We start from the raw sequence: 14,509 nt of genomic DNA, 5'->3' as shown, positions 1-14,509 counted from the left end.
TTTTGTTTATAAATCCCTTGAAAAATGTAAGGAATATAATCTTGATATCCAGCCCTATGCTCCAGTTTTCAATGTAATAAAGGTCATATTCGATTCTTTTTCTTATGGATGTGTCTCCGCGATAACCATTCACCTGAGCCCAGCCGGTAAGTCCCGGGCGAACCTGATGTTTCACCATATATCTCGGGATTTCTTCTCTGAATTTCTCTACAAAAAACGGACGCTCCGGTCGTGGTCCCACAAGACTCATGTTACCCTTCAGTATGTTGAAAAGCTGTGGCAGTTCATCAATACTGGTGTGACGCATAAACTTTCCGATGGGTGTTACTCTTGGGTCATTCTTTACTGTCCATGCCTTCTTCTCTTCCGATTCCGGCTGTACTTCCATGGAACGGAACTTGTACATCCGAAAAGTCTGGTTATGAAGTCCAACCCTCTCCTGTTTATAGATCAGTGGTCCCGGTGATGTCAGCTTAATGATAGCACACATTAACAGCATCAGCGGTGAGGTTACTATGATTCCAACAATAGATCCTGCAATGTCCATCGCCCGCTTGACCAGTGCATTGAATGTATTGTTCAACGGTACATAACGGATATTGATAACCGGAAGTCCCAGTATGTCTTCTGTATATGGTTTTGTCGGAATGATCTTATTATAATCCGGAATAAACTTGGTGTGTACCCCGGACTTTTCACACAGTGCTACAATCTCTTCCAGGCGGTAATATTCACTTAAGCCCAGAGTGATCGCTATTTCATCCAGCCGGTTCTCCGGAAGTATTATATTCAGATTGGCAATCCTTCCAAGAACTTTGATTCCCTTGTACTCTGTTCCTGCCGGAACATTGTCATCCAGTATTCCGCGGATCACATATCCCCACTGAGGATTGGCAAGAACTCTGTCAATGTATTCCTCTGCTGCGCGGCTGTATCCCACACAGATCATCTGTTTCTGATTCAGTCCCTTCTCTCTCATATCTCTCAGAAGAGCGAAAATCAACATTCGGGCACACCACTGAAGCACAATATTGATTACATAAAACATAATATAAGTAGAACGGGAAAAATCGCTCTCATCTATCATGTAAAATGTAAACATCAGAATAAGGAGCCCAAGCGAGTTGGCCTTTACAATATTAGCCAATACAAGCCGACGCCCCTGCATCCGCATGGGAGTATACAATGTGAAAGCCTGATACAACAACAGATAAACCGGTACAATAAAAACCAGCATCAGCATATACTGCTGAAAGCTTCTGGTTCTGACTGCTGTTGCTGCCATAGGACCAACAAAACGGATCAGCCATGCCAGAAAATATGACAGTACCAGTACAATTGCATCAATGATCATATGGAGACGACTGAAATTCTTTTCATTGTCCTTTAGCAATCTTTTGTCACCTCATTTTTTTATCGTTTCTATATTATAATAGTTGTTTTATAAAAGCAATAAAAATTTATCTTTCTTTCTTATCATCCGCACAAACGCCTGAAGATATTCACCCACAATTCAACTTGAATCCTAAAATAGTTTGACAGATTTTGAAATTTAAAAGGTATTTTATGATTTTTTTTACTGATCTGGAATCCATTCTTAATTCCCGCAATATACTCTCTTCCGAATCCTTTCAGCGTAAAAAACAGAATTTTGATTCCAAATCCTGCAACAAGAAACGGAAGATTGATAATAATCTGTAACACCGGCATATTTTTGTATATCAGATAAATATTATTTCTGGAAGAATACCGGATCTTGAACTGATTATATCTGGATCCGCTGGTACCGCTTCCCACATGGTATACCATGGCATCAGGTGCATACCAGTTTTCATATCCGTAGATCCTGGCCCGGTATCCCACGTCCATGTCCTCCAGATATGCAAAATGTTCTTCGTCAAAATATCCCAGTTCATCAAAGATCTTCTTTCTGTAAATAGCAGCTCCTGCGCAGGAAGCAAAAATCTTCTCTTCCTTTTCATAGGTATGGATATCTTTCCCTTTACCTCTCGCATAAGCCCATCCAAGAGCGCAGTAATAGTTTCCTGCATCATCCAGCCTGTCCCTGTCATGAAACTGAATCATTCTGGCAGCACAGGAGAAAGCTTTGGGATGCCTTTTGATGGCTGACAGCATTTCTTCTATAAAATTCTCCGTTACTTCAATATCATTGTTTAAAAGCAGTACATAAGGTGAGCGTGATGCTCTGATCCCTTCATTGACCGCTTTACAGAATCCGAAATTCTCCGGCAGTTCGATCAGATGGACCCATGGATACCTTGCAGCAACAAAAGCACAGCTTCCGTCATTGGATCCATTATCCACAAGAATTACATCAAAATTGCTTACAGTCTGACACTCCAGACCTGCAAGTACGCCATCCAGATAAGCCATCCCATTAAAATTCGGAATGATCACTGATACTTCCTGCATGATTTCCTCCCTGTCTTCTCTTTTTTCTGTCCTGCTTCTGTCTCCATTCCCAGGATTGGCTTCAGAGAATAATTCCATTTGGTAAGAGACAGGTTTTTGTTATAACAGGGATCTCCGTTTTTGAGAATGTCTATCCAGTGACATCGCATATATTCAATCTCCGTCTGAAAACGGCGCACTTTCTCCTTGCTGTCCTCAGCTCCTCTGGTCTTTGATTCCATATGATAAAGCTTCGCATAGGGATCATATACGATCAGATAGCCGTTTTTTCTTACTTTCAGGCAAAGATCCACATCATTAAATGCCACAGCCAGTTCTTCTGTAAATCCTCCTGCCTGCTCAAAAACCTCTTTCTTCATCAACAGACAGGCGGCAGTCACTGCACTCATATCCTGAAGAAGGGATGCCTTATGCAGATAGCCAGTACAGTCCGCAGGCATATCTACGAACATATGCCCCGCAATACCGCCCATTCCGATCACACATCCTGCATGCTGGATCGTATTATCCGGATAAATGAGCTTTGCTCCGACACCGCCCACTTCCGGACGCTGACACACTCCAAGCATTTCTTCCAGCCAGTCCGGATTGATGGATTTTACATCATTATTCAGGAAAAGCAGATATTCTCCCTTTGCATGCGCCGCAGCAAAGTTATTGATGGCAGAATAATTAAATTCTTTTCCCCATCTCAAAAGATGGATCTTCCGGTTTCTGGAAAGCTCTTTATAATATCGGAAAATCTCATCAGTGGTACTGTTATTCTCCACGATTATGATTTCAAAATTCTGATAACCGGTATTCTTCTCCAGCATTTCCAGACAGGTCTGAAGAGTCTCTTTCTCGTCTTTGTTTGGTATGATAACAGACACCAGAGGTTTTCCCTGCACCGGATATTTCACCCGGTAAAAGCCCAGATCCTGTGTATGGCTTACCTCGCCTTTTGTACCTGTTCTCTCAAGATGAGCTTCTATTGCTCTCTTGCCGGCTTCAAATGCGTACATTTTACTGGCAGGATTATCTGCAGTGGAGGCTTTGTGTGTTCTCCAGTGATACAGGATTTCCGAAACATGTAAAACCTCTCCGGCATTCTCCGTACAGCGGAAGATAAAATCGTAATCCTGAGCTCCGTCGAATTCTTTTCGGAAACCTCCGGCCTTTTCTACAATACTCTTTCGCACTACAAAAAAGTGGCAGATATAATTATTGGAACGCAGGAGATCCAGATTAAAATCCGGTTTCAGATGTGGCTGAAAATGCTCGTCCAGTTCTGTTGTAACCTTATCCTCGTCTGTATAAAGCGCATCTGCCTGCGGATGATCCTGCAGTATTTTCACGATCTCATATAATGCATTGGGTGCCAGCAGGTCATCATGGTCAAGAAGCCCCACAAATTCACCTTTTGCCATTGCAAACGCGCGGTTTGTGTTCTCTGCAATGCCAAGGTTCTCTTTAAGATTGCAGAATCTTACCCGGGAATCTCCGGCTGAATATTCTGCCAGTACTTTCTGCATCTCCTCATTGTCAGGACTTGCATTTACGATACACAGCTCCCAGTTTGAATAAGTCTGAACGATCAGTGATTCTATCATCTGTCTCAAAAATTCTACAGGTGTCTGATAAGCCGGAACTGCAATGCTGATCAGCGGTGAATAATCAAATTTCTGTTTCCTCTGTGTTTCCAGTGTTTCCTCCGTCGGAATGTAAGCCCGGTACCATGGACCATATGGTACTTCTTCCGGTTCAAAACGTTCATGCAGCCTGATCCAGAATTCCTTTGGTCCATAATGCTTCATGTAGCGGAACCCTTTCCGGATCGTATAGGGGGAAAGCTTCCTGAACATTTTCGTCCACTGGATTTTTCCTCCTGCAGATGGTTTTTTACTCATATGATAACCTCGATTTTTACTATGATTTTTTATTTTAACATTGTATGATATTTTTTGCAAGAAAGGAGAGAAATGTGTTATACTGTTATTGTTTTTATGGTTACTGTTCACATACAATGAACAGTTACTTTTCAACATTTTTATGCACAGGAGTATTATATACCATGATGATAAAGAAAAAAAGAATCACTGCAGCCCTGCTGGCTCTGGGACTTGGTGCTGTCACCATGTTTTCACAGTTTCCGGTATCTGCTGCTGAAGAAACAGCCCAGAATACAGATGCCGCCGCACAGACAGCAGATCCGTCTGTCGTAGTCACCAACGGTATCGACGGATGGCCCCAGGCTTCCGATATTTCGTCTGCCGCAGCAATTGTAATGGAAACTTCCACTAACACAGTCCTGTATTCCAAAAATGCAGATCAGCCTCTTTACCCTGCAAGCGCAGTCAAGATCATGACCTGCCTGGTTGCTCTTGAGAACAGCAGCCTGGATGAACAGATAACCATGACTGCAACCGGTGTTTCCGGTGTTACTGACGGAGGAGCCAATATTTCCTCACAGTTAGATGAGGTTTTCACCATGGAACAATGTTTATATGCCATCATGGTTGCCTCTGCCAATGATATCGCACTGCAGGTAGCTGAACATGTGGGAGGTTCTGTGGATGCTTTTGTACAGACAATGAATACCCGGGCACAGGAACTTGGCTGCACCAATACTGTCTTTACCAATCCTACCGGTCTTCCTGATGAAAACCAGCATATCACCGCCCATGATATGGCTCTGATCATGGAAGCAGCTATGGCAAATGACACTTTCCGCACCATTGCAGCAACTACTTCCTATACACTTCCGGCAACAAATGTTTCCGGCGGTGAACGTGTACTTACAAACAATTTTACCATGATCAACAGCGCCAGCGACGGTTATTATGAACCCTGTATCGGCGGTAAGGAAGGGTACACAGAAGCTTCCGGAAGTACCCTGGTATGTGAAGCTTCCAAAAATAACATGAAACTGGTATGCATTGTATTAAATGGCGCATCCGGTGTTACCGATGATGAAGCGATCGCGCTTCTCAATTATGGTTTTGACAATTTTGCACCCCTTACCATCGCAGACGATGATTTTAACCGTCTTTCCGGTGGTACAGTCATTGCACCAAACGGTGCCACAGAAGATAATCTGACCACAGAAGATACTTCTTCTGACGGACAGATCACACGCCAGTATTACTTTGGAGGAACTCCTGTAGGAACTGCGATTCTGGAAGACGCAGAGCAGCAGACAAATGATGCCGCAGTAACCGGTCAGAAGAATATGGAAGCAGCACAGGCATATTCTGCTTCCCATACAACTGCTCCTTATTATATCATCGGGGCGATCGGGGCAGCATTCCTGCTGTTTTTCCTGTTCCTGATGATCAAAGTGATCAAATCCTGAAGCATACTTCTGAATACCAGACAGTAACCATTTCTTTGATAGATAAATTTAAGGGACTTCCGCAAAAGCTTTTCATGCGGCAGTCCCTTTATTTCTTTTAAGGCAAGATTAAAAATGCCCAGCAGGCAAATGGCGAAATCACCAGCAGTACAGTCAGTACTCTGTATATCAGACTCCGCACCTTTTCATTTTTCACTGTTTTTGTCAGAATATTATTCCAGCCCAGCGTAACAAAGTACATCAGAGGATATAATGCAGGCATAAGATATCTTCCCTGTGGCTGATTATCACTGTAATAAACATAATACAGAAACAGAAATACCGGAATCATAATCAGAAATACCATCATCAAATGGAAAATACCTTCTTTATTCCACTCTCGGGATATCACCTTTGTTTTGATCTTCCATCTGTCATTTCCGACTGCTTTCCGCTGTACAACATATATTTTCTTTTTCAGATCAAATGTCTCTTTTACAAAAAATACACTGATGATCCCAACAGCAAAGAACAGCATATACAGTTTGCTGACTGTATATGGCATATAAATTTCCATCAGTCCAAAAGTACCGATGAAACTTACACACACTGTCAGAATCCAGTTATGACACCAGCCCGGATCCTGATAAAGGATAATATCCTTCCAGTTCCATCCCAGTTTTGCAGGAGTCGGATACAGTGAAGGTCTGTAATCCTTCTGAGCATATTTCTCAGCACATTCCGCACAGGATTTCCTTCCCAGGAAATCTCCGTTATACAAAACTGCGTTACGGATGAACCACCAGCCGCAGAGAACTAAAGTAACTGCTGCGATCACTGCTCCTCTGCTGAAAAGGAAACGAACTCTCTGTGAAAAAGCTTCTTCTCTGCAGAGTAATACCGTAAAACAGAAGAAGAAAAAACTGCAGAGTATCCAACCGTATGCATTATAATAAGACAATGCACATACGGCCATTCCCACTGCAAGGAGTATACAGTTTTTCCATGTCCAGTCTTCTCTCAGATAAGAGGCCCATGCATACAGGATCATGGCTGCTGCCAGCAGTGCCAGTGAGTCTGTATTCACATAAGTTCCCACAAAGATTGCCTGCGGCATAAATCCTGCCAGTGCTGCAAACAGCCATCTAACTTCTCTGGAATATTTTTCTTTCGGAAACAGTTTGCCCGAAGCTTTTACAACAAAATATACTGCACCTGTGACAAACAGTACATCTGCCATACGTGCAATTTTGAACATGGAGTATCCCGGATCTGCAAAAAGCCGGGATATTCTCATAAATAATGCAGACACCATATAAGATACAACCGGATAATATGCATAGGAAATTCCCCACACTTTATTCCTGACAGCCGGATCATCTCCCCCCGGAAGAGCTCCATGGTGTTTATAAATGTAATCTGCAACATAATATCTCATCTGTTCATCCGGCCCTGAATTAAAAGGCTGTGTCATCGCCCAGGTTGTCAGCAGGATAAACGCCAGAAATACAAAAATGAAAATTTCTGTTTTTTCATTGATCTCTTTCTTTTTCTTTAACATATCTTCTTTCACATTCATTTTATAGCAATTTCATCTTCAGATTCTTTTCAGAGAAAAGTCCTGGCTCTTCAGAGTGAGATTGGGGTTATAATAAGGATCTCCGTTCTCCAGGATCTCCGGCCATTTTTTCTCAAAGGTGGCAATTTCTTTGTTAAATCGTGCCACTTTTTCCGGAGTATCCTCAAGGCCTCTGGATTTGGATTCATAATGGTATAATTCCGCATATGGATTATACACGATCAGATATTCCGCCTTTCTCAGCTTCATGCAGAAATCAATATCATTAAATGCAACAGCCAGTTCCTCTGAAAGTCCTCCCACTGCATCAAATGCAGATTTCTTCACCATCATGCAGGCAGCTGTAACCGCACTGTAATCCTGTGCACAGATAATTCTGTGACAATATCCGGTGGTACCTCTCTTCTGCTGGACAAAACAGTGTCCTGCAATTCCGCCAAAACCGATCACAACACCTGCATGCTGGATCGTATCATCCTCATAATAAAGTCTTGCACCCACTGCGCCTACATCTTTACGCATGCAATAACCCAGGAGTTCTTCCAGACAGTCCGGATTAATGATCTCTGTATCATTGTTAAGCAGAAGCAGATACTCACCCTTTGCAAAAGATGCACCATAATTATTAATGGCAGAATAGTTAAAGACTCCGTCCCAGTATACCATGCGAACCTTCGGATTCTCTGCCTCCAGTTTTTTGTAATATTCAAAAGTAGCAGAATCTGTACTGTTATTCTCTACAATAATGTACTCATAATTTTTGTACGTAGATTTCTGTTCAATGGATTCCATACATCTCTTCAGATCATCAATATGGTCTTTATTCGGAATAATAATAGAAATCAGCGGATCATGATCTCTGATAAACTTCGTTCTGTACAGCCCCAGATATTCACCCTTAAAAACCTCTGCGTGGATTCCTGTTCTCTCATAGTGAGCCTGTACTGCACGTCTTCCGGCTTCAAAGGCATAAAGCTTGCTCTCGGGATTCTCTGCTGTGGAGTCCTCATGGCAACGCCAGTGATACAGGATTTTTGGAATATGACAGATTTCTTCATCCTTTACTGCTTCCACACAGCGTAACACAAAATCATAATCCTGTGCACCGTCAAACTCACTTCGCAGCCCGCCAACTTTTTCAATTACTTTTCGTGATACCACAAACAGATGGCAGATATAATTGACCGTACACAGCAAATCCGGATTATAGTCCGGTTTAAAATGCGGCTGAAAGAATTTATGTCCATCCATAGACATCTTATCTTCATCTGTGTAGATCACCAGTGTCTGCGGTTTCTCATTTATTGCTTTCACACATTCAAATAATGCATTCGGCGTCAGCTCATCATCATGGTCTGCAAAGGCAATGAAATCACCTGTTGCAATTTCAATGGCACTGTTGGTATTCTCTGAAATCTGAAGCGACTCCTCATGAGAAACGTATTTAATTCTGTTATCCTTCGCTGTCAGTTCTTTTAACAATTCCGTCAGCGGTGACTGTGCGCCGCTTCCGTCAGAGAAACAAAGTTCCCAGTTTGAATAAGTCTGTTCCTGAAATGATTCTGTCAGTCTTCTGAGATATTTCTCCGGTGTCTTATACAGCGGTACTACAAAAGAAATCTTGGGTCTGTATCCAAAGGATGTTTTCTTCTGTTTCTCCAGTTCGTTCCTGTCCGGCAGATGATGTCTGATCCATTTCTGATAGGATGGCGGTCCCTGACGTACATTTTTAACCTTTGTCACTACCTTCTCAGCAAGAGCCGCCGCACCCTGAGATTTCCAGTAGCGGATTCCTTTTTCTACATATTTGTCTAATTTCTTTGCCAGAATATCAGCTTTTCTCAGAGGAACCACATGTACAGTTTTCTTCTCGCCTGCATAAAACACTACATACAGGCATTTTCCCGAAACGTTGGTGATCTCAGAGAAGAATCCTGTCTTTCCCGGATCCTGTGCTTCTTCAAACAGCTGGTTGACATCCACCCTGTCTGTTCTCTGGATTTCAGCGGCAACCGGCTTTTTATCCGCATCAAAGATACGGACAGTCACAGGCTTCGGTGCAATGGCCCACCCTCTGATTCGTACAGTTCCCTGTTCTGCACTCTCTTCTTCAAAATATACCTGCGGTTTATCTCTTTTTTTATCCAGTTCACCGGCAGTGATGGAAAACCAGACATGTTTTTTATCCGAAAACTTCTCATAGATCACAAGCTTATGATATCCCTCCAGATTTTCCGGTATCTGAACAGTTGCCGTAATCTGTATTCCCTGCATTTTCTCCGGATCTTTAAAACGTTCCAGTGCACTTACATTTTCATTTTCTTTCACAGACACCTTCAGTTTGTGCTGATCCAGATATGCCTCCATCACCGCATCTTTCGGCCAGTGTCCCTGCACAATATACTGTGTCCTGTCTGATAAATGAAATCTTTCTCTTACTACTTCAAATATTTCCTTAGGCATGTTAATCTCCGTTCTTCTCCTGTTTTCTCAGAGAACAGTCTGTGTTGTTTAATGTCAGATTGGGATTATAATAGGGATCTCCTTTCAGGAGCTCTCTTTCCCATTTTCTCCGGAAACAGTTTACTTCTCTGGAAAAACGCAGCTGTTTCTCCGGTGTATCTTCCATTCCTCTGGATTTGGATTCATAATGATACAGTTCTGCATACGGTGTGAATACAATTTTCACTCCATATTTTCTCACTTTCATACAGAGGTCAATATCATTAAATGCAACCTTCAGCTCCTCGTCAAATCCTCCGACTGCTTTAAAAACAGAAGTCTTTACCATCATGCAGGCGGCAGTGACTGCACTTATCTCCTGCACACAGCGCAGACGTCCCATATATCCTTCCGCATCCCGCGGAAGTTTACATAATACATGTGCGGCAACTCCACCAAGACCAACTACCACTCCTGCATGCTGAATGGTATCATCCGGATAATACAGTTTCGCACCGACCATTCCCACGTCTTTTTGCTGACAAAGCTGAAGCATTTCTTCAAGCCAGTTCTCTGTAATGATCTCCACATCATTGTTAAGAAACAGCAGATATTCTCCCCGTGCCTCTCTTACTGCAAAATTATTGATCGCAGAATAATTGAATTCTTTTTTCCATGTAAGGATCCTTACATTTGGGTATCTGTTTTTCAGTGTCTCATAGTATACAAAGGTTTCTTTTTCCACACTGTTGTTCTCAACAATAATGATCTCGTAATTCTTCCATGTTGTCTTCTCTTCTATGGATGAAATACACAGTTCCAGATCATTAATGTGATCTTTACTTGGAATGATCACAGAAATCATCGGTTCGCCGGAAATAGTCAGATGGCTTCTGTACCATCCCTTCTTGTCTGCAAGTTCCGCTGTTGCAGAAACCTCCGCCCTGCGGTAATGCTCCTCCAGTGCCTTTCTGCCTGCTTCCCAGTTTTTCTTCTCCTGTTCTTCTGTGATCAGGTTCTCTGCTTTCATGGAATGACAGAGGATCTTTGGAACATGCACAATATTCTCTGCCTGCTCACTGCATCTTAAGAGCATATCATAATCCTGTGCACCATCATATTCCGGATCAAACTTTCCGGCCTGTTCCAGAATTTCCTTCCGGATTGCCCAGAACTGTCCGATATAATTATTTTCCCTTAATCTGAACAGATTGAAATCCGGCTTGAATTCCGGCTCAGAATAATGTTTTCCGTCTGCGCTGATCTCATCTTCATCTGTATAGATCATATCCGCTTTTTTCTCTGTGATCGCTTTGACCATCTGAAAAAGTGCATCAGGTTCAGGTATGATCTCCTGGCCGGCAAACAGAACATACTCTCCCATTGCAAGTTTCAGAGATGCATTAAGATTTCCCGAAATGCCGTTGTTTTCCGTAACCTTCTTGTAGGAAAGGCGGATCTCTTTTTTATATTTTTTCCGCAGAAACTCTCCTGTTTCCTCTCCCTCACATGCATCTGCAAGACACAGCTGCCAGTTACCATAGGTCTGTTCTGTATAAGCATCGATCACACTTTTTAACCTTTGTTCATCTGTATCCGTCACCACCATCACAATACTGATCAGCGGTGAATAAGAAAAAACAGCATTTCTCTGTCTTTTTAATTCCTTTCGGAATGCGACATGATCTTTCAGCCAGTCTTCATAATCCTGATCTCCGTCCTTAAGCTGGGAATTTCTCACATAACGGATAAATCTTCCAATACCGTTTTTCTTTATATATTCCTGATTCTTCTGCCTGTTCTTCAGAGACAGCAGTTTCATCTGCTGATACAGTCCGGTATTTTCCCGTTTTATTTTTTTTACATTTACAGTATAAATTTTCTGTACATCTTTTCCCCTGAAACAGATGCAGATATTCTGATCGTTTGTATTCTCCAGATTGACAGTAATACTGAATCCCAGATTTCTTTTCTCTTCTTCGGAAATCCCCTTTGCCTCTTCCACGTCCGGACGTCTTTGTCTGGTGATCGTACATTCCAGAACCTTCCCATCTGTACCCTGTACAAATATCTCATCCGGCTCCAGCTGGTTTACAACCCAGCCTCTGACTGTCAGGATACTCTCCTGTGTGATCTGTTCCTCATCAATATGATATTCAATAAGACTTTCCTCACAAAAGTCCTTCACTTCTGCAGCTGTGGCTTCCCAGATGATTTCTTTTTCATCTCCTGCTCTCAGCGCAAGCTGCAGTTTCTCATGTTCTTCTGCAAGTTTTATAATTTCCGGTATCTTTACTGTGAATCCGACATTTCCCACTTCTTTTATATCTTTTGTTTCTTTTAAATCTTTGGCAACATCCGCTCTTTCACAACGCGAAGGTTCAGGAACGGAAAGTTCCTTTCCCGAGCCATAAAGAATGAACTCACATTCTGACTGATCTCTGGTTATCGCCCATCCGGTAATGGCCAGAGTATGATCTTCTTTGTCACTGTATATTTTTTTATCTACACTCCAAAGTATATTTCCCATAACTAAACCCTTTTGATGGCACGATACACTTTCCATGCCTTACTGCCTTCCACCTGATCGACCAGAGCTTTCTTCTGCGCAAGCTCCTGACTCATCTGCTCCATTGCCCTTTTCTGCTCTGCATATACTTTCCAGAATTTCTTTTCTGTGGTTTTCCGGTCCAGGATCTCCATCTCAATCTTTATGGACTTTCTGTTCTCAGGAACAGAATCTACTATGATCTGCGGATCGTCACCGCCGAAATAGAATTCTCCGGAGGACACTTCACAGCCATCTGTGTGAAACTTTACCTGACTTTCATCTTCCCATGTCAGCTTTACAATTTTAAGTCCCTTGGACATTTCGCCCGGATCAAGGCGAAGCATTGTGGTATTCTCCGGAAGTTCAAACTCCGTCTGAATTTTCCCGTTTCTGAACAGATATCTCACAGAATCAGCCTCATTAAAGCTCTTTCCGTTATCCCAGAAAATCTGAAGCATTTCCAGAGATTCCTGTTTCTTTTCTCTGTAATAATCTTCTACTTCCACCCGGCCCGGAGAGATCTGGGCATACATATTTCTCATCGCTGTATGCTCACCCAGAATATACTTCTGGAAATTATGTTCCATCTCCACATAAACTTCTATATCTTCAGGCAGGATTCCTGCTTTCTCATAGAAATCCCGCTCTTTAAGTACTCCCCGTTTGTCATTCAGTTCCAGATAGTAAAAGATCATCCTGTAAACCAGGAACTGTGAAGGTACAGGAAATGCAAAGGTCCACTCATAGTCGATCACAGATACTTTATTCTCAGAGAGGATAATATTTGCAGGAACAAAATCAATATTGGATATTTCTGTACATTTCAGATCAGAACGCAGGTTTACATTTCCAAATACCCTTACAAATTCCGGTGTTTTCTCAAAGTGGTTCTTCTCGTGAATATTCTTTACTTTCTGTATATAAGAGAAGAATAATTTCTCCAGTTCCTCTGTTCTGCCTTCTTCCAGAAGATGATCCAGCTTATCTTCCAGGGTGATACCTGTCAGATATTCCAGCTGCGCACAGTCACCTTTGAGCCGGCAGCGGTTTACTTCTATTTTCTCTTCTTTATACATTCCGGTCAGTTCTTCACAGATAGTTCCCAGATTCCGTACATGAGCTGCCGCTTTCTTCTGTGACGGTACTTTCTTCACAGTCAGCTGCCCATCTGCTGCTTCACTGATTTCCGTATAAATGGAGAGCTTCTGATCTCTCTCATTGGAAAACTTCACATAAACCGGTGCTGTCTGTGGCTGTTCTTTTCCGATCACAAGAAGAAAGGAATTGGCAAATTGCGGGTAAAGATCATTGCTCAAAAGCGTGTTATACACTTGAGATTCCTGAAACAGGTCCAGACGGAGTCTGTCAAAATTGTAGTCCCTCATATGCAGCTCTCCGCTTGCAGGGAGATGTCTGTCTGAATGAATAGTCATTGGAAATTTGTAATCCGGATATGGATAATACCAGTCGGCTTTTAAGTTTCCTGCTTCCTCCAAAATTCCATTAAATTCTTTTCTTGAAAAAGTTTTAACCCCTTTTGTTTTAGGGTATCCCTGGATTCCTTCGAATAAAGTTCCAAAATGGTCCTCTGTACATCCGGCCCAGTATTTCAGTCCCAGTCTGTTCTCAATGGCCAGAATGATCTTTCCATCCGGCTTCAGATGCTTTGATATGATCCTGAGAAAGTCCACATAGGGATTCTCACTCCGGATATAGGATTCTCCATACTCAAATACACCGATCAAAGTAATATAGTCGTATTTCTCAGTAAGGTTTTTCTCGATCTCCTGAAAGTTTCCCACAAGGATCTTAAGATTATCCTGATCCTGATGTCTGTATGCATTGATCTTACTTCTTTTCATAGAAAGCTCGATGCAGGTAACTTCCTTCGCCCTTTCACAGAGAGCTCCTGTCACAGCACCACATCCGGAACCAATCTCCAGAACCTTCTCTTCTCCTGTAAAGGGAATCCAGCTCAGAATATTCTCCCTGATATGAGAAAAATGATAAAGAATTGGCCAGCTCTTTCTCTCACTGATCACTCTGTTAAATTCTTCCGGTGCAAAATCTCTGGAAATTGCAAGCATTTCATCCTCTATCGCACCATCACTGTATAGATCTTTTCCCGGATAGCACGTGGTATCCAGAATTACTTTCCCGATTTTTTCTTCCATATATAGTCCTCGCGCTG

At 42.3% G+C, this 14,509-nt stretch carries 8 protein-coding genes; 1 reads left to right on the top strand and 7 read right to left on the bottom strand.

Features of this window, described 5'->3' with window-relative positions; genetic code table 11:
* The 3 genes from AC075J_RS06965 to AC075J_RS06955 all read right to left on the bottom strand — a co-directional run.
* Window positions 1-1,393, bottom strand: a 1,393-nt coding sequence (locus AC075J_RS06965) for an undecaprenyl-phosphate glucose phosphotransferase (protein ID WP_476390177.1), incomplete at its 3' end; no start/stop codon positions are given.
* An 83-nt stretch (window positions 1,394-1,476) separates the two neighbouring features.
* Entirely contained in the window at window positions 1,477-2,433 is a 957-nt protein-coding gene (locus AC075J_RS06960) for a glycosyltransferase family 2 protein (protein WP_008706107.1), read from the bottom strand.
* Window positions 2,415-4,322 (bottom strand): glycosyltransferase family 2 protein, encoded by a 1,908-nt coding sequence (locus AC075J_RS06955; protein WP_476390176.1) that lies wholly within the window; start codon window positions 4,320-4,322, stop codon window positions 2,415-2,417. Before AC075J_RS06955 ends, AC075J_RS06960 begins: the two co-directional genes overlap by 19 nt.
* Window positions 4,323-4,486: 164 nt before the next feature.
* Between AC075J_RS06955 and AC075J_RS06950 the strand changes: the two genes are divergently transcribed.
* The gene (locus AC075J_RS06950) at window positions 4,487-5,767 is read left to right on the top strand and encodes a D-alanyl-D-alanine carboxypeptidase family protein (protein ID WP_243100024.1); all 1,281 of its coding nucleotides are present in this window, start codon (window positions 4,487-4,489) and stop codon (window positions 5,765-5,767) included.
* A gap of 97 nt (window positions 5,768-5,864) precedes the next feature.
* Here AC075J_RS06950 and AC075J_RS06945 read toward each other — a convergent pair whose 3' ends face one another.
* Genes AC075J_RS06945 through AC075J_RS06930 form a run of 4 tightly spaced genes read right to left on the bottom strand, consistent with a single transcriptional unit; the run spans window position 5,865 to window position 14,492 of the window.
* Window positions 5,865-7,325 (bottom strand): ArnT family glycosyltransferase, encoded by a 1,461-nt coding sequence (locus tag AC075J_RS06945; protein WP_476390175.1) that lies wholly within the window; start codon window positions 7,323-7,325, stop codon window positions 5,865-5,867.
* Between the two features lie 18 nt (window positions 7,326-7,343).
* Window positions 7,344-9,788, bottom strand: a complete 2,445-nt coding sequence (locus AC075J_RS06940; RefSeq protein WP_055199723.1) for a glycosyltransferase family 2 protein — start codon at window positions 9,786-9,788, stop codon at window positions 7,344-7,346.
* Window position 9,789: 1 nt separating this feature from the next.
* Window positions 9,790-12,297 (bottom strand): glycosyltransferase family 2 protein, encoded by a 2,508-nt coding sequence (locus tag AC075J_RS06935; protein WP_343099495.1) that lies wholly within the window; start codon window positions 12,295-12,297, stop codon window positions 9,790-9,792.
* 2 nt (window positions 12,298-12,299) lie between these two features.
* Window positions 12,300-14,492, bottom strand: coding sequence for a class I SAM-dependent methyltransferase (locus AC075J_RS06930; protein WP_343099494.1), 2,193 nt, complete (start codon window positions 14,490-14,492; stop codon window positions 12,300-12,302).
* Between the last annotated feature and the right edge of the window lie 17 nt (window positions 14,493-14,509).

Source organism: Blautia sp. ZXY-1-C6 (genome assembly GCF_056339875.1).
This window is presented reverse-complemented; position numbering and strand designations above follow the sequence as displayed.

Coding starts and splice junctions, on each gene's coding strand:
- AC075J_RS06940 (WP_055199723.1), bottom strand. CDS start 9,788: ATGCCTAAGGAAATATTTGAAGTAGTAAGAGAAAGATTTCATTTATCA.
- AC075J_RS06945 (WP_476390175.1), bottom strand. CDS start 7,325: ATGAATGTGAAAGAAGATATGTTAAAGAAAAAGAAAGAGATCAATGAA.
- AC075J_RS06935 (WP_343099495.1), bottom strand. CDS start 12,297: ATGGGAAATATACTTTGGAGTGTAGATAAAAAAATATACAGTGACAAA.
- AC075J_RS06955 (WP_476390176.1), bottom strand. CDS start 4,322: ATGAGTAAAAAACCATCTGCAGGAGGAAAAATCCAGTGGACGAAAATG.
- AC075J_RS06950 (WP_243100024.1), top strand. CDS start 4,487: ATGATGATAAAGAAAAAAAGAATCACTGCAGCCCTGCTGGCTCTGGGA.
- AC075J_RS06930 (WP_343099494.1), bottom strand. CDS start 14,492: ATGGAAGAAAAAATCGGGAAAGTAATTCTGGATACCACGTGCTATCCG.
- AC075J_RS06960 (WP_008706107.1), bottom strand. CDS start 2,433: ATGCAGGAAGTATCAGTGATCATTCCGAATTTTAATGGGATGGCTTAT.